This is a genomic window from Janthinobacterium sp. HH106 (genome assembly GCF_001758725.1).
In the GTDB taxonomy this organism is placed as follows: Bacteria; Pseudomonadota; Gammaproteobacteria; order Burkholderiales; family Burkholderiaceae_D; genus Janthinobacterium.
Genome location: NZ_LRIC01000056.1, coordinates 184,728 through 201,352 on the forward strand (window position 1 = coordinate 184,728; position 16,625 = coordinate 201,352).

Annotated in this window: 17 protein-coding genes and 1 tRNA gene; 10 read left to right on the top strand and 8 right to left on the bottom strand. The window is 55.5% G+C overall.

Annotation, left to right across the window (positions count from 1 at the left end; all coding sequences use genetic code 11):
* Positions 1-11 precede the first annotated feature (11 nt).
* Positions 12-1,511, top strand: a complete 1,500-nt coding sequence (locus tag JAB8_RS21805; RefSeq protein ID WP_070291376.1) for an amidohydrolase family protein — start codon at positions 12-14, stop codon at positions 1,509-1,511.
* Positions 1,512-1,557: 46 nt separating this feature from the next.
* Positions 1,558-2,538, top strand: a complete 981-nt coding sequence (locus tag JAB8_RS21810) for a ribonuclease Z (RefSeq protein ID WP_070291377.1) — start codon at positions 1,558-1,560, stop codon at positions 2,536-2,538.
* Here JAB8_RS21810 and JAB8_RS21815 read toward each other — a convergent pair.
* Positions 2,525-3,181: a tetratricopeptide repeat protein gene (locus JAB8_RS21815; protein WP_175445228.1), complete on the bottom strand. Its 657-nt coding sequence runs from the start codon at positions 3,179-3,181 to the stop codon at positions 2,525-2,527. The genes JAB8_RS21810 and JAB8_RS21815 overlap by 14 nt on opposite strands.
* Positions 3,182-3,210: 29 nt before the next feature.
* Here JAB8_RS21815 and JAB8_RS21820 point away from each other — a divergent pair, with 29 nt between their 5' ends.
* The 3 genes from JAB8_RS21820 (at position 3,211) to JAB8_RS21830 (ending at position 7,905) form a co-directional block, all read left to right on the top strand.
* A complete protein-coding gene (locus JAB8_RS21820) occupies positions 3,211-3,993 on the top strand; it encodes a hypothetical protein (protein WP_175445229.1) in 783 nt (260 codons plus the stop codon).
* Between the two features lie 33 nt (positions 3,994-4,026).
* Positions 4,027-4,494, top strand: coding sequence for a GNAT family N-acetyltransferase (locus JAB8_RS21825; RefSeq protein ID WP_070291380.1), 468 nt, complete (start codon positions 4,027-4,029; stop codon positions 4,492-4,494).
* Between the two features lie 606 nt (positions 4,495-5,100).
* Positions 5,101-7,905, top strand: coding sequence for a TonB-dependent receptor (locus JAB8_RS21830; protein WP_139143128.1), 2,805 nt, complete (start codon positions 5,101-5,103; stop codon positions 7,903-7,905).
* Between the two features lie 185 nt (positions 7,906-8,090).
* Here JAB8_RS21830 and JAB8_RS21835 read toward each other — a convergent pair whose 3' ends face one another.
* The 5 genes from JAB8_RS21835 to JAB8_RS21855 all read right to left on the bottom strand — a co-directional run bounded on the left by JAB8_RS21835 (position 8,091) and on the right by JAB8_RS21855 (position 10,317).
* On the bottom strand, positions 8,091-8,288 hold the full coding sequence (locus tag JAB8_RS21835; protein ID WP_070291382.1) for a DUF3079 domain-containing protein: 198 nt from the start codon (positions 8,286-8,288) through the stop codon (positions 8,091-8,093).
* A gap of 157 nt (positions 8,289-8,445) precedes the next feature.
* Complete coding sequence (locus JAB8_RS29225; RefSeq protein WP_071653839.1) at positions 8,446-8,754, bottom strand: hypothetical protein; 309 nt, start codon at positions 8,752-8,754, stop codon at positions 8,446-8,448.
* A 9-nt stretch (positions 8,755-8,763) separates the two neighbouring features.
* A complete protein-coding gene (locus tag JAB8_RS21845; RefSeq protein WP_070291384.1) occupies positions 8,764-9,327 on the bottom strand; it encodes a hypothetical protein in 564 nt (187 codons plus the stop codon).
* 108 nt (positions 9,328-9,435) lie between these two features.
* Positions 9,436-9,879, bottom strand: a complete 444-nt coding sequence (locus JAB8_RS21850) for a hypothetical protein (RefSeq protein ID WP_070291385.1) — start codon at positions 9,877-9,879, stop codon at positions 9,436-9,438.
* 30 nt (positions 9,880-9,909) lie between these two features.
* A complete protein-coding gene (locus JAB8_RS21855) occupies positions 9,910-10,317 on the bottom strand; it encodes a GNAT family N-acetyltransferase (RefSeq protein WP_070291386.1) in 408 nt (135 codons plus the stop codon).
* 263 nt (positions 10,318-10,580) lie between these two features.
* Between JAB8_RS21855 and JAB8_RS21860 the strand changes: the two genes are divergently transcribed.
* A complete protein-coding gene (locus JAB8_RS21860; RefSeq protein WP_070291387.1) occupies positions 10,581-11,327 on the top strand; it encodes a hypothetical protein in 747 nt (248 codons plus the stop codon).
* Between the two features lie 78 nt (positions 11,328-11,405).
* Complete coding sequence (locus JAB8_RS29230) at positions 11,406-11,789, top strand: hypothetical protein (protein ID WP_071654450.1); 384 nt, start codon at positions 11,406-11,408, stop codon at positions 11,787-11,789.
* 263 nt (positions 11,790-12,052) lie between these two features.
* Here JAB8_RS29230 and JAB8_RS21865 read toward each other — a convergent pair whose 3' ends face one another.
* Entirely contained in the window at positions 12,053-12,325 is a 273-nt protein-coding gene (locus JAB8_RS21865; RefSeq protein ID WP_070224858.1) for a DUF4242 domain-containing protein, read from the bottom strand.
* A 488-nt stretch (positions 12,326-12,813) separates the two neighbouring features.
* Between JAB8_RS21865 and mauJ the strand changes: the two genes are divergently transcribed.
* The 3 genes from mauJ to JAB8_RS29235 all read left to right on the top strand — a co-directional run bounded on the left by mauJ (position 12,814) and on the right by JAB8_RS29235 (position 16,011).
* Positions 12,814-14,145: a methylamine utilization protein MauJ gene (mauJ, locus tag JAB8_RS21870; protein ID WP_070291388.1), complete on the top strand. Its 1,332-nt coding sequence runs from the start codon at positions 12,814-12,816 to the stop codon at positions 14,143-14,145.
* Positions 14,146-14,239: 94 nt separating this feature from the next.
* Positions 14,240-14,989 (top strand): DUF4145 domain-containing protein, encoded by a 750-nt coding sequence (locus JAB8_RS30190; RefSeq protein ID WP_083287846.1) that lies wholly within the window; start codon positions 14,240-14,242, stop codon positions 14,987-14,989.
* 458 nt (positions 14,990-15,447) lie between these two features.
* Positions 15,448-16,011, top strand: coding sequence for a hypothetical protein (locus JAB8_RS29235; protein WP_071654452.1), 564 nt, complete (start codon positions 15,448-15,450; stop codon positions 16,009-16,011).
* Between the two features lie 450 nt (positions 16,012-16,461).
* Here the strand turns inward: JAB8_RS29235 and JAB8_RS21875 are convergent.
* Positions 16,462-16,551: transfer RNA gene (locus tag JAB8_RS21875), tRNA-Ser, on the bottom strand.
* Positions 16,552-16,625: the final 74 nt, after the last annotated feature.

The window sequence follows — 16,625 nt, forward strand, 5'->3', positions numbered from 1 at the left end:
AGGATGGCGCGATGGCCCTGGCACACGAGCAGCATCTGGCAGACACCTGGCAAACGGGCGGCTTGAAGCCGCGCGCCTGCGACTGCGGCGGCACCGTCTTCACCATCCTGCACCAGCGCGTGATGGCAGACATGCGGCGCCGGCAATTTCTCGGCGGCGCGGCCGCCATGCTGGCGCCCTTCATCGGCCTCGGCCTGTCCAGCGGCAACGCCATCGCCCAGCAGCCGCAAGCATCCGAGCGCCCCATATTGCTGACCAATCTGCGCCTGTTCGACGGCACGGGCAAGGCACCCCGTTCCGGCATCCACGTACTGGTGACGGGGGCGACGATTACCGCCCTGCTGCCGGCCGGCGAAAAAGTCGAGGGCGCGCAAGTGATCGATTGCCAGGGCAAGCTGGTGATGCCGGGCCTGATCGACGCCCACTGGCACACCATGCTGGCCGCCATCAGCCAGGTGACGGCCATGACGTCCGACGTCGGCTATTTATATCTGGTGGCGGCGCAGGAAGCGCGGCGCACCCTGCTGCGGGGATTCACGTCCGTGCGCGATCCTGGCGGCCCCGCGTTTGCATTGCAACGCGCCATCGATGAAGGCATCGTCGACGGCCCGCGCATCTTCCCGTCCGGCGCCATGATTTCGCAAACCTCGGGCCATGGCGACTTCCGTCTGCGCTCGGAGATTCCCCGCGCGGCCAACGCGCCGCTGGGCATGGCGGAAACGGCGGGCATGGCCATGATCGCCGATGGCGAGGCGGAAGTGCTGCGCCGCGTGCGCGAGCAGCTGATGCTGGGCGCGACGCAGATCAAGATGATGGCCGGCGGCGGGGTCGCGTCGATGTACGACCCGCTCGACAGCACGCAATATTCGGAACGCGAACTGCGCGCCGGCGTGGAAGCGGCCGCCGACTGGGGCACCTATGTGATGGCCCACGTTTACACGCCGAAAGGCATACAGCGCGCCATCCGCGCGGGCGTGCGCAGCATCGAGCACGGCCAGCTGGCCGACGACGAATCCGCGCGCATGATGCGCGACGCGGGCACGTGGTGGAGCTTGCAACCGTTCCTGCAAGACGCGGATGCGAATGTCTACCCCGATGCGGCGCGCAAGGCCAGCCAGGCCATCGTCTCGGAAGGCACGGTGAAGGCGTATGCGCTGGCGCAAAAGTACGGCATCAAAACGGGCTGGGGCACGGATATCCTGTTCAACGCGAAAAACACGCCGACCCAGGGCCGCCAGCTGGCCAAGCTCACGCGCTTTTACGATCCCCTGACCCTGCTGGCGCAGGCGACGGGGCAGAATGGACAATTGCTGGCCCTGTCCGGCCAGCGCGCGCCCTACCCGGGCGCCTTGGGCAAGCTGGCGCCAGGCGCGCTGGCCGACTTGCTGGTGGCCGAGGGCGACCCCGCGAAGAATCTCGATTTCCTCGCCCAGCCGGAAGAAAACCTGCTGCTGATCATGAAGAACGGCCGCATCTACAAGGACAAACTGGGCGCGCCGCTGGCAGGCTGAAGGCGGGCGCGTTGGCAACGGCGGTGGCTTGCCGCATAATGCGCCCATGTTCAAACTGACTTTTCTCGGCACGTCTTCCGGCGTGCCCACGCGCCACCGCAACGTCACCTCGCTGGCCCTGCAAACCACGCACAACCGCGACTGGTGGATGATCGATTGCGGCGAAGCCACGCAGCACCGGCTGCAGCGCCTGCCCTTGTCCGTACACGACCTGGTGGGCATCTGCATCACCCACGTGCATGGCGACCACAGCTATGGGCTGCCGGGCCTGCTGGCCAGCGCCTCGATGACGGGGCGCAAGAAACCCTTGCTGCTGATCGCCCCGGCCGCGATCAAGGCCTGGATCGACGCGACCCTGCTGCACACGGAACTGTTTTTGACGTACCCGCTGATCCACATCGACGTGGACAGCGCGCCAGTCGTCCATGCAGCAGCGGGCTTGACCGTCTCGCGCCACGCGCTGTCGCACCGCGCACCGAGCGTGGCGTATCGTTTTGCGCTGGAAACGAGCAGGTGGAAACTGGACAAGACGGCCCTGCAGGCGGCCGGCGCGCCGCCCGGCCCCGCCTGGGGGCTATTGCAGACGGGCCAGGATGCGCTGCTCGACGATGGCACGGTCTTGCGCGCCGCCGCTTTCCGCCAGACGGAAACGCAGCGCGCCACCGTGGTGATCGGCGGCGACAACGACACGCCGTCCTTGCTGACGGACGCCTGTGCCGATGCGCAATTGCTCGTGCATGAAGCCACCTACACGGAAGCCATGCTGCAGAAAGTGGGACCCGGCCCCACGCACAGTTCCGTGCAGCGCGTGGCGCAGTTTGCCGAAGCGGTCCGCTTGCCGAATCTGATCCTCACGCACTTCAGCGCCCGCTATCATAATGCGGAAGGCATGGCCGAGCTGGAAGCGGAAGCCCGGCTGCATTACTCGGGTGAACTGTTCCTCGCGCGCGATTTCGACAGCTATGAACTCGATGCGGCGGGCGTGCTGACCAAGGTGCCGGCGAAATCGTCGTTCAGTGGGGATTGACGCCGTATTGCGCCGCATACTCGGCCGCCAGCGTGCGCGCCGCCTGCTGCTGTGAGGGCGTGAGGATCTCCAGCAACTGGTCGCGGTTCTTGATCGATTGCGTGCTGCCCGCCTCGGCCGGCATGGCGATCCATGCGTACGCCTGCACGTAATCGAGCTCCACGCCCTGCCCTTGCGCGTACAGCAAGCCGTATTCGTTCTGCGCCGACAGGGAACCGGCCTCGGCCGCCTGCTTGTACCAGAACGCCGCCTCGGCATAGTCTTGCGGTACGCCATCGCCCTTGCGGTAGGCCTGCGCCAGGTTGAATTGCGACTGGCCATCGCCCGCCTCGGCCGCCTGGCGTCCGTACGCGAGCGATTGCGCCATGTCTTGCGCGACGCCGTCGCCGCTTGCATACATCAGGGCCAGGTTGGCCAGCGACGGGGGAAAGCCCGCCTGCGCGGCCGCCGTGAACAATTCCACCGCTTTCGGCAAGTCTTGCGTCACGCCATGGCCCTGGTAATACAGGCTGGCCAATAAATGCTGGCCGGCGGGATCGGCGGTGCGCGCGGCAGCATCGAATTGTTTAAAGGCCTCGGCGTAATTGCCGTCGTTATAAGCGAGGATGCCTGCTTCATTAAAAGATGCGCTGGAAACAGTCATGAAGATTCCTTGTTCGGGGATTTTTGGCATTGTACACAGCACTGTTACAGGCAGAATGCACGATAGAAACCGTGTGGCGCATTGCCCATATCCTGCGTTATGATCATTCTCCACCTGATGCAATCGGGGCATTGTGCCCGAAGAATAACGCCATGAAATTGATTGTTCTGCTTTTATCCCTGCTTTCCACGTCCGCTTATGGCGGTACGCTGCATCTGGATAAAGCCGCGACAGGGAAAGTACGGCAAGCGGCCGATATCCGCTATGCGAATCATGATGAAAAACAGACCTACCAGCTGAAAATCGGCAAGCAGTGGATGACTGGCAGTTGCAGCACCAGCGGCACGGGCAATTTGCACGCGCTGCTGGCCGACATGAATTTCGACGGCCATGCCGACCTGTGGGTCACCGGCTATACGGATAGCCAGGGACGCATCCGCTGTTCCGACGTGTGGCTGTGGGATGCGCAAGCAAAACAATACAGTTTCAACAAACCCTTATCGGCCATTCCGAATCTCGATATCAGCATCGCCGGGCAAAGAATCGAAGGCGGCATCGCCAATTGCGGTTGCGCGGCGCAATGCTTTTATGAAGACAGCTATAAGTGGCAGGCTAACAAATTAATCACCGTCGCCCGGCGCGCACAGGATTGCGAGCGCTACCGGGAATATGGATTGAACGATAAAAACGACCTGGTCATCGTCAAGGATGAAAAGATCGATAGCGGCAATCCAGGCCAGCAAGCCATCGAACATACCAACGTCGTTGACTGGCAGCGCCATGCGCAAACCATGCGCAAATCCTGGGAGTAAATCCTTCAATACCATCGAACAATGAACGCACACATGACGACACATTCAGCATCAATTACTTTCCATGCCGCCAGGGCGGAAGATACCGCGGCCTTCATCGCCTTGCGCGGCAAGACGCGGCAAAACGCCGTTTCCAAAGAACGCCTGGCGGAAGTGGGCATCACGGCCGACACCTGGGCCGAGATGATGCGCTCGGGCAGCCTGCCCGGCCAGGTCTGCCATCACGATGGCCAGCTGGCCGGCTACTGCTTCGGCGAGCGCGACACGGGCGAAATCATCGTCCTGGCGCTGCTGCCGGAATTCGAAGGCCTGGGCATCGGCAAGACCTTGCTGGAACTGGTGATGGCCGAGCTGCGCGCGCAGGGCCACCAGCGGCTGTTCCTCGGCTGCTCCAGCGACCCCGCCTCGCGCTCCTACGGCTTTTACCGCTACCTGGGCTGGACGGCGACGGGCGAGACGGACAAGTATGGCGACGACGTGCTGGAGTTCGTGCTCAACTGACAGCAAGGGACGCCGTCGCAGCGCTTTCGTCGTCCCCTGTCATGCGCAGCTCCATCGTATTTCCCGCCGCCACCCGTGCTGTCGAGCATGACGATTTCGCGTATTGGCGACAGCCACGCCACCGTCATCAAAAAAACGCCTGTTGACAATTTCCTCCATGCATGAATTACCCACAAGGCAATCGCCTTGAAGCATGGGATTTCCGTCTGGAGCGGCATGTTCTCTCATGTCCACCGCCTCGTTGCCTCACGCTGCGCGCGTTTCCTTCCGATCATCATCTTCCGAAAACACGGAAATTTCAGCAGCATCCATTTGTAAAGAAAATCTTTACTGTTGTAAATAAGAGCAACAGTGATAGATAAAATTGACATTTCCCATATGGAAATGTTTTTATGTGTCTTCTAGGTAAAATGAATATCACATTTTACAAAAAATGACTGCAATTGAACGGTCAAACTAGATCGAGTTGGCAGGCGCGTGCCTATCGCAAGGTGCTTGTTTCAACAGTTTTTCACATATAACGGGTCCTGAGAATGACTCGTACGGAGAAGTGAATTGACTAAGAAGTTTGTTTTGAAGCGCAGCGTCGTCGCTGTCGCATTGACATTGTCCTCATCCCATATGGCGTTTGCCCAGGAAGCACCGGCAGAACCGGCATTGCAAAAAGTCCTGGTGACCGGTTCGAACATCAAGCGCACTGAAAAAGAAGGCTCCTCGCCTATCCAGACCTTGAATGCCAAGCAGATTGCCGCTACCGGCGCCAATACTGTGGCCGAACTGTTGCACTCGATTCCTGCCTTCGGATCGGGCTCGTCGGTGGACGTGACCGACGGCGGCTTTGCCCGCGGTGCGGCAACCGCCTCCATGCGTGGCCTCGGTTCGTCTTCCACGCTGATTTTGCTCAATGGCCGCCGTATCACCGCATCCGCCTATGCCGACCCGAATCAGGGAAAATCGGCCGTCTATGACTTGAACAGCATTCCCGTCTCGGCCATCGAACGCGTCGAAGTATTCAAGGATGGCGCATCGGCCGTGTACGGTTCCGACGCCATCGCCGGCGTCGTCAACTTCATTACGAAAACCAAGTACACTGGCGCCGAAATGAGCGCCAGCATCAGCGCCAACGACGACGGCGAATTTGCCCGCAAGAGCGCCAGCGGTATCTTCGGCTTTGGCAAGGACCGCTTCAATGCCTTCGTCAGCTTTGACGTAGCCAAGCGCGACAGCACCATCATCAAGAACGAAAATGACGTCGAGAAAGGCATGTATGCCGACATCAACGGCCGCCTGAACCCTTTCTCCAGCAGCCTGACCACGTCGCCTTTCTTCTACGCTGAAACGAAGCCTGGCACGAAGAACTTCGCCACCACCTACGCCCAGCGCGCGCAAATCATCAACCGCCTGGACTGCCCGGCGTCGCAGCAAATCACCGGCAACATGGCGGCGCATAACATGCTGGCAAGCGACCCGCTGGTAGGCCGCACCTTCTGCAACTTCAACATCGACGATTACGCCGAAGTGCAAAGCGCCGGCAAGGATGCCAACGTGCTGTCGCGCGCCACGTTCGAGATCAATGACGACGTGACCGCCTTTGCCGAAGCCGGCTACAGCCGTTCGGAGCGCACCTATCTGCGCGTGCCGACGGCCTTCCGCAGCACGGCTTCGACTACCGTGTATCAACTCAACGGCGCACCGCAGCAGTTCCAGATGATCTTGCCGGTAGGTCATCCTGACAATCCATTCCCGACGCAGCGCGCCGCTGTCGGCTACCGCGTCAGCGCCCCGGGCGGCGCCTCCAATCTGAACGAAAGCTATCGCTTGCTCGCTGGCGTGCGCGGCACGACAGGTGCGTGGGATTGGGAAACGGCCTTACTGTGGAACCGAGCCGAACGCACCGAAAACTGGAACGGCATGCTGTATCGTCCGACCCTGGAAAAGGTCATGACGCAGAACTGGACCCTGGCGCAGGTCAATGCCGACCCTAGCGTCACGCGTGACCTGGAAAACCGCGGCTTTGCCCAGGTAACGCAAGTCGACGCCAAGGCGAGTACCGCATTTGGCCAGCTGGCCGGCGGCCAGGTCGGCGTGGCGTTCGGCGCCGAATTCCGTCAAGAAAAAATCGGCCTGACGCCAGACATGGCGACGCAGCGCGGCGACATCATCGGCCTGGCCAACTCGTCGGCCGATGGCCAACGCAATGTCAGCTCGACATTCATCGAAGTACGCACGCCGTTTGCGAAATACTTTGAAATGGACTTTGCCGGCCGTTACGATAAATACCCTAACCTGAAGGGCAACTTCGTGCCGAAAGTCGGCGCCAAGTGGACCATCAGCGACCGCGTAGCCGTTCGCAGCACCTATGCCGAAGGTTTCCGTGCACCAGCGCTGACCCAGGTTTCGCCTGGCGGCGTGCAATCGTTCAGCAACGTGGTTGACCCGCTGCGCTGCCCGGACGGCGTCAATCCGGCCACCGGCGCGGATAAAACTGATTGCAAGAAAGGCATTTCCAGCCTATCCGCAGCCACGCCTGATCTGCGCCCTGAAACATCGAAGAGCTACTCGCTGGGCCTGATTCTGGCGCCGACCAAGGAAATCGACGTGCTGGTCGATTACTACCGCATCAAGAAAGTGGATGAAACCGCTTTGTTCAGCGCGCAATACATGGTGGATCGTCAAGACCGCTATCCTGGCAGCGTGATACGCGATAACAATCCGGCCAATCTGGTGACCGACGCCAATGGCAACGTGGTGCCTAACTCCGGTCCGATTTCCCAGGTCAACCGTTCGTATGTGAACCAGGGCAGCACCGAAGTGCAGGGCATCGATTTCGAAGTGGCGTACCGCAAATCGCTGGGCGATCTGGGCCGTCTGACCGCCAACCTGAACTGGAGCTATCTGATGAGCTTCAAGCGCGCGGAACGTCCGGGCGAAGTGGCAACCGATACCTCCGGTGCGAACGGCGGCCTGTCCGACTATGCTACTTCGGTCGGCGACAATCCCAAGAACCGCGGCAACCTGTCGGTCAACTGGACCCGTGGCGACCACTCGCTGACGACATCGGTAGATTTCGTCGGTCCCGTATCGTTGCTGCGCCGTAGCGACAACAATGTGGTCTACGAGAAACCATACTGCCAGTACGGCGTGGGTCAGCCGAAGTCGGCATATGGGCTCGGTGGTTTGCCGAAGTACAGCAACTACATCAGCAGCTGCGACGTGAAGAGCTGGACGACGACCAATATGGCGTACTCCTACACGGGCTTCAAGGATCTGACCCTGTCGTTCAATATCAAGAACCTGTTTGATATCAAGGCGCCATATGATCCACGTTACCCAGTGGAAGGCTTCAATCCGCAGTTGCACAATGGTCAAGGCCGCTACTTCCGCATCAGCGCCAATTACCACTTCATGTAATCCTCTGCTACCGGCGTGATGATGCGCCAATAGCCAAGGGCTGAGTCCTGTCTTGCACAGGGCTCAGCCCTTTTTAGTTTCAGATGGGGAATGCCGAAGGCTGGCCCATGCACCAAACCCGGAATCGACGGCTTCCGCCAGGTTTCAGCCGCTGACAAGCAGTGTGCCGCCTGGCCACCGTCGGCTCAAGGCGTCGTCGTATCCTCTTCCTTGTCGGCCACCGCCAGCCCCCAGTCATTCCAGCCTTCGCCAAACAGCTCGACCGGATGCTGCGTGCGTTCGGAACCATTGCCGCAGCGCATGGCGTCCGGCGGACAATACTTGTCGCAACCCCAGCAGATGCGCTCGGGGTTCTTCGGGTTCAGGGGAAAGGGCTTGGCCATGGGGGCGATGGGGTCGGTTGAGGTCTCGTTGACGACTCTAGACCTGGCGCGGAGGACGGTCAAACGAATTTCGGTTGGGAATTTGCTTAAGTCAATTTTGCGAAGATTACTGCGGCGGCAGCTTGCACCCTGCGTGCCCCCAGAAGACCAGCGTATGTCATTCCCCCTCATAACTGCTTACCGCATCATTGGCATGACTCTTGATGACCTTCATTATTTTGGCATTGCCTTTATATTTCACCTCAAGAACTCTCAGCTGATTTTGCGCCACCTTGCAGTATTGATGTATGTTCTTGAGGAGATCATCCTGCTGCCGCTTAGGTAGCTCTCCATCAAATTCTCCCGCCAGGTGCTCACATGCTTCGGCGTTATAGATAAATCTGCTGACATCCTTAGGGAGTGGCTCGGCTGAAAAGGCAAAAGGAAGAACAAAGCAAATAGGCACTATCAGAAGAAATTTTCGCATGACTTTCCTTTAATAGCCATTATTGGACCAGTGTGGCCGGTCGCTTCCAGGCCCGCTGTATTTCTTTACCCCATATGTTGCAGCGACCGCAATAAGTTGCCTGTTCATGCCCGTCCTAGGCAAAGTGGCAATCCTCACCAGATTGCCGCTCGCATCTTTCACCTCAACCGTTCCGCTCCACAGCAAATCCATATCAATCGCCAGACCAGAATTGTGTTGCGAGCGCAGTGCGGGTTTGATGGGTAAATGATTAATCTGCAAGACAATCAACATTGCCTTTGCAGCCTTGACAGATGCGTCAATTTCGCCGTGATCCCATTCTATATGCACACCCGCCATTTTCGGGATGTGTTGGGGATCAAGCTGTTTTCTTGCGATTTTCCACGCATAATGCATCAGGTAGGAGCGCTGCGGCGGTCTGTAGGTGGCATTGATTGCAGCCCTGATCCCCGCCTCTTTCATTGCATATAGAAAATCTTCTACTGCCAAACGAAAATTTCCTGACAAATCCCTGGTGTTGGTGCTGCCTGGAAATTTTCGCCCCCATTTCTCACCACTGAGTTCGTCGTTCATCTCGCCTCCATCATCATCAAATACCCTTAATTTAATGCAAACCTGGAGGGATGTTGTTGACAGAGAACAGGAGGCTCATGGCAGCGGTATCAAGTGGATATAAGCGCCTTATGACGCAGAAACGGACACTTCCAGCACGATCCGCGCGTAGCAGGCACCACCGTCAGCCGCCTGCGCCTTCATCTCGTCCAGCGCATACACCATCGTCACCGTGGCGCCGGGCACGAACAGCTTGATGTCCTGCTTCCGATGCGTGTAGATGCTCTCGTCGACTGTCGAGCCATCGGCCAGACGCAAAGTGAAGCTGTTGACTTGATCGCCGCGCCGGCTATCCTGGCCCGCGAAATACGTGCGCTCGATACAGCCCATCAACGTTTGCGTCTGGATGCGGCCGGCTTTGATGCTTTCCCACCATGCTACGGAGGCGAACAGGCCGTGCCTGCCTTTCAGGCCCATGTGGGGCCGGGAGCTGTCGAGGGTAAGAGCCTGGGTCTTGGCCACGCGAGCGGGGTCTTGCGCCAGGGCTTCGGCGAGGGTGTAGACGGGTTTCATAAGGGCACAAGCGTTCCTGGAAGCGCTCACTTAATGTTTGCGCTGAATGATAAAAGCATTGGCGGCAGGCTCAAAACCGAGCGTCGGATAGTAGGACATGGCATCAGGGGCGGAAAGCAATATCAGGGACACTTCGTCGCCGATGACGGCCTGGGTGCGCTGGACAAGCGCTTTGCCGATACTCAGGCCCTGGTATTGCTTGTCTACCGCCAGATCCGAGAGATAACAGCAATACGCATGGTCGGTCAGCGACCGGGCCAGCCCCACAAGCTGGCCATCCCCCCATGCCGACAGCACCAGACAAGGCGCGGCAAACATGCGCGCGATTCGCGGGAGGCTGCTGGTGGGCCGCTTGATCCCGGACTGATCGAAGACGCGAACAACGTCCAGCGGATCAAGAGGAAAGTTATGACGATATTCGACAGTGGTGTTTTTCATTGGTTCACGGGTGTAAGGAGATGGCGCATGGGAAACCTCTGCCATGCACCTAGTATAAGCAGCGATGATCGCGGCATGTGGATGATACGGCACCTGTGACGGGGCGCCAGGAGTGCGCGCCAGAGGCGCCATGCTGCCAGCGGCCACATCGCCGGCATGCCCGTTCAGTGATTAAACCGCCTCCGATCTGCTAAAATAGTTGAAAATTTTAATAATCCGTGAATAACCTGTATTTTTTCCGACACAAGGAATGTGTTTAGCAAATGAAAGCCATTATATTCTGCACCAGCTTTATAAAAGATGCACCATCATGGGAAAGCCGGTATCAACGGTGGCTCGATTACTATAAAGACATTCCAATCGATGCAGTAAAGAAGATAATGATTGACGATGGGTCGCCATTTCTTCCGCCTGCCGACATTATCAAGACAGTTTCCCATAGCGCTCCTCTGGCTTCGAATGACGATAAAAATCTCATCATTCACTTCGACAACAACCTGGGAAGGCAAAGCGGGGCTGACTACCCCGGCTGGTGGCGCAGCTTTCTGCACTCGGTCAAGGTGGCCAATGAATTAGGCGTGGATAAAATCATCCATATCGAGTCGGACGCCTATATCATGACGCCGTGCCTGGTAAAATTCATCAATGAAATCGAATCAGGCTGGAATGTCCTGTGGTCCCCGCGCTATCGCATGCCAGAAACGGCCATTCAAGTTATCTGCAGAGATCAATTTGCAATTTTCGAGAAATTCAAGGATAACCACCCAGATTATTCTTTCCCGGATATTGCGGAAAAGTTGCTTCCTTTTACAACTGTACATAAACAGTTCAAGGGCGACCGTTACAGCGATTTCACGAAAAACAGATGGATATTTCGTTCGAAAAAATTCAACAAAATCCCCATTTTTAAACATGTTTTTTTCTGGGAAACAATCCCGCCCGATGCGGACTTCGTCACGCAAGGCATTCAGCGTCAACAATTCATGTTCAGGCGCGATGAAGTGGCTTGATTTTGTGATGGCGGGGGATATCAAACAGCCTCGGCAAGGAGTGTAAAGATGCAGCTACCGTTACGATGGAATCAACGCATGTGCGCCGCCCTTGCCGGCGCTCTTTTTCTTGCCGCTGGCATCGCCTCGGCAATCGCTGCCACGCTTGACGAAGATAGAACCCGCGGTGACATACATGGCTTGTTTGAGATCAGGGAGGCCGCAGTCAAGTTCATGGCAGCAGAAAATGCCAAAAACGGCACACGGTGGCAAGTATTGGAGCCGAACCGGAAGATTCTGGTGACGAAATGCGCGCTACCTTTGCATGTGGCATGGGTGCCGAAGAGCCATGGCCTTTCTGGACCGAATGTTGCTGTGAGTTGCGCCAGGACCGTAAAGCCGACAATACAACATAAATGGGAAGTGTTTGTGCCGGTCGACAAGAGGCCACAACGCGCCGCAGGTATGCCAGCAAACTCCTGAGATTCCCCAACGCGACGGGCAGTTCCGTCATTTGGACACGAACGGATGCGTTGGGCGTCGTAGAAGCCGGCTCGGCGCAAAAGCTACGCAGGCCGACTCGTCAGAGGCTCGATACAGTCGATACGGTGATGACGCGGACTGATGGTTACTCACGCCCCATGCCGCTCGGTCAACGTCTTCCCAAACGGTCATGTAACGCACAACTCATCCCTGCCCGAGTCAAGCTCCGCCAGGGACGAGACTCAAGTACATTGGCGGCGGAACTACTCTGCCGTAGTCGGATCAATGACTGAGATGACTTCCGACACGCGGTTTGCAGGAAAGCCACCTTGCTGGGCATGTTCGCGAACCTGCGCTTCATTTTCAGCGATGTAAACACAATAGATTTTATCGCCAGTAACATAGCTTTGCAGCCATTGAATTTGTGGCCCCATCTTGTTTAAGACACTGCAGGACTTCCGCGAAATGGCTTGAAGTTCTTGCTCAGACAACTTCCCGGCCCCGGGAATATCACGCTCAATAACGTATTTTGGCATAGCGGTCTCCTTATGAGGTTTCCGGGCGAGCACAACACTCGCCGGCTACGTGCGTCACACATGCCGTGACGTGTATTCGTTATATACCATGCTGGTGGGGTGGTGTTGTTGGAATTGCCATGAAACGTACTGGGGTCTGGTCTGCTATTGAGACACGGGCTTAGGCGTGGATGCTGTGAAAGCTGGTTCGGCTGATTGGAACGACGAATGCGCGGCTGGGGCGCGTGGGGGCTGCGGCGCGGAGGCTGCGGTGTAATACGAATGGTTAGGTTTCATCTCACTTTCAAGCCACTTAGAAATATCATACCTACGAAGATACCTACACCCGAAAATTGATGCAAAAAAGACTGTGTGTGTCCTCGCCGCGTGGGTGAAAACATCTCGCAGGATCACGCATTAATGATGCAACAGCATATCCATTCTATGAACGAGGTGCGATATCTGAGAAAATCCCCGAGGCACATGCGTACCGCGTATTATTGTCAGTCATGAAGACACCATACATTCATCACCTTTTCGGGGACGACGCCTTGGCCAAGGTGGCCGACCACCTTGGCTGGCTTACGGTAGGCGTAGCCTCCTCTATAGCTTGGCCTCAGGACGACGTTTGGTTAAATTACGATGGTGCCGAGTATCTGCTCCATGGCGCGCGGCAGGAGGGCGAACAACGTATCAGCCCTAGTATTAGTACGCCCGTGAAGCAGAATAATCGCGATGAGGCATTGGCACGTGTGTATCGGTTCACTTCCGTGCTCGGCTTTTACAAGCGGGGTTACGTTGATATCACCGGGCAAGTCTGGGGCAGTCGTATGATTCGTTACTCTACCAGTACAAAGTTCGCAACCCTTTTGCAGTCAGGCCACAGAACTTTTAGCTGTAACCACATGCCCGTCATTGAGGACGACCAAGTACGCAAGGCCCTCGCATTTTTGCGAGAAGGACGTCGACTGGAGCATGTGCATGGACCTTATTCATTTTTGTCGTTTTTCAAGGTCATCGAGAGTCAATTCAAGGCAAACGACCGTATTGCTTGGGTTGAGCGAAACTTAGCCCTTCTCACGGATGAGCAAGCAGTAAAAAGAATCAATGAGCTAAATGGCCAGGGCGTCAACGTCAATCGTCACCTTTTCGAGTCGGGACGCTGCGCCGTCGCTCATGCGAGCGTTGGTGGCAACATAGTGGATCCGGACATTCCTGCAGACCGTCAGCGCATCGCTGCCGACCTCAATATTATCGCAGCACTGGCAATCCAATATATTAAGGTGGACGCCGGCGTGCCTGATGAGTCAGACCTCTACCGCATACGAGACCGAGTAGCACCTTGGCATGAGCTAATGCCTAAGGCGGCGGTAGCTAATTTAAAAGTTGGCGGCCGAGTGACAGAGGTCGGCGACTTAGGCAAACTCAACGAAGCAATCGTATCTGTAAGGCTTTGGCCTGACTCGCCCCCAAAGCAGTTTGAGACTATGAAATTGGTGCCGACGGAATGCAGCGACGGCGTATTGAAATTCATTTTACTGAGCGTTCGCAACACTATACTTCTTGCGTTCGCAATGGACGTGGTAAACGGACGCATGCATACGCTGCTGGATGAGAGCGGCATACGTGACGGAAGCGACTTTGGCGAAGAAGATGTTGAAGATTTCACACGCTATTTCCACAGCGTTGTCGCGAATCGCACTGTTGAACTAAAAATCGACGGCGCTGAGCCAGTCGACTGTGATGTTATCATACCGATAAATATAATTCCGCGTATTCCCGAAGAGGCTGTCGCACAGGCTCTTATAGAATTCAGGCAGCGTCGGGTGCAGAATCAATAAATTTGGAGCGCGCCGTAACGACAGCTTTTTTACGTTGGATTACTGCAACTGTTTCCTGCGATCCTCATTAAATCAATTACGTGTTTAATATAAAATGCAACAGAGCTCAGAAAATACTCGATATCATTGCAATGATTGCAATAGAGAAACCAAACATGAAATTTTATTCACAAAAACTAGGAATTGGTGCGATAACGAGGAGGATTACGGCCCTACATACCACGAGAAAGAAGTACACGTATTAGCAGAATGCAAGGGATGCGAGCATATTACTACTATAGTCACATACGAGTGCAGCTATGACGACAACGTTTACATTACTCAATATCCTCTAAAGACAATTCGTAAAGAACCAGCCTGGCTTTCGAATCTTTTTTTAACGGAAGATCTGACTAATCCCGTAAAGCAAGACTTCATTCGCGAAATCTACATTGCGCTTCGAAATGGCAATGTTCGGCTTGCGGTGATAGGAATACGAGCGCTTCTTGAGCATATCATGATCGACAAAATTGGTGACAAGATGTCGTTTGAGAAAAACTTGAGAGCCTTTCAAGAAGAGGGATTCATTTCAAAACCACAAAAAAATGCAATTGAACCCGTCCTTGAAGCTGGGCATGCCAGTATACACAGAGGTTTTAAAGCAACAATGCCTGACGTTTTGCGTTTACTGGATGTCACGGAAAACATAATACAGTCAATTTATCTAAATCAAGACCTTACAGTCGAACTCCAGGTTCCAGCAAGAGCACCGCGACCAAAAAAAAACACCAGTCGAATCTCCAATGGGAAACGCGCTAAACGAGGGGAAAACATGAATGGGACCCCACCCCTACTTGCCCTGTAACACCCAAGAAAATCCTTGCACGTAGTGAGGGTCACGTCCGCAATTCAGATACGGACTAATGCGTCGTGTGCTGTGAAAGTTGCCTCAGCCGAAAAGCTGATTAGAACCAAGAACGCGCACCCTCGGCGCGCGAGGCTGCCGAGCAGCGGAAGCGGTGTAATGCACACAACTATAATTCATAAGGTTTTCGATAGCACCAAGTGGCTAAGTACCTACTTTTTGTACCGTCGAACGATGAATATAATGATTTTTTTCATCTATGCGGGGCTCTGGCGTTATCATATCATTGGACATAGAGCAAAGCCACGCAAGCGCAAGCTGGGGAAGCTCAGCCATAAAACAAGTATTTACGCTGTTCTGACACACTTTCCCGCGTCACAAATGCAAAAACAAACAATAGCCTTAGTGCTGGGGTTAGCTCTAAATTCTTTAAACTGTAAAAATTTACGGAGAACAATATGAGTCCGAAATTTTGGGAGTACTACCTAGCAATTGAAGAAGACTTACTTAACTGCTCGCGCTATGTTGAGTTTAGCGAACAAAATTATTCTACATATTCGAATGAGTTTGCAAAAATAATTGTTTTATCCTCAGCGGAAATTGACAACATTCTCCGCGAATTATGTGAATTAATGGCTCCTGGATCTAATGCAGGAAATATCAATAAATACCACTCCATAATCACCAATAAATATCCAAATATCATCAATTCTTATGTAAAAATACGCATGGCGGACATTAACCTCCAACCGTGGAATGAATGGGTTGACGACAAAAGTCCAGAATGGTGGCGCTATGGTTACAATAAAATAAAGCATGATCGGACAAATTATTTCCATCAAGCCAATCTCAAAAATGCGCTGCATTCTGTAGGAGCATTATTCTTAATAATTTTACACTATCATGATTTTTTAAGCGAAAAGTCGCTTGCAGTTGACTTTAATCGATCTGCAAAATTATTTACACCCGAAACACCGGAACAGGGAAAAAGCGGTATGTTTATGAGCTACGGAATAAGGTAGACCGAGAGGAAGCGGGGGCGTCTATTACAGGGGCACGAGGGTCAGGTCCGCTATTCGGACACGGACTGATGCGTCGGGTGCTGTGAAAGCTGGCTCAGTCGAAAAGCTGATTGGAACCACGAACGCGCGCCTGCGGCGCGCGGGGCTGCCGCGCAGCGGCAGCGGCAGCGGTTGGAGGATTCGGGGCGGGCTGGGGCGCGAGGGTCAGGTCCGCCATTCAGACACGGACTGATGCGTCGGGTTCTGTGAAAGCTTGCTCAGTCGAAAACCTAATTAGAACCACGAACGCGCGCCTGCGGCGCGCGAAGCTGCCGCGCAGCGGCAGCGGTTGGAGGATTCGGGGCGGGCCGGTAGGCCCAGCCCTTCGAATCTCACGCGCAGGGCGCGCAGGCGCCCTGCTCGCTTCCGCCAGGCAATAAAAAACCGCCCGAAGGCGGTTTCTTTATTTCCTGGCGGAAGCGGTGAGATTCGAACTCACGAACAGTTTAACCCGTCGCTAGTTTTCAAGACTAGTGCCTTCAACCACTCGGCCACGCTTCCAGATGGCAGCATTATACATAAAGGTCACTGGCTTACCAATGGCTAGTACTGTCGTGGCCTTACTCCCCCAACGG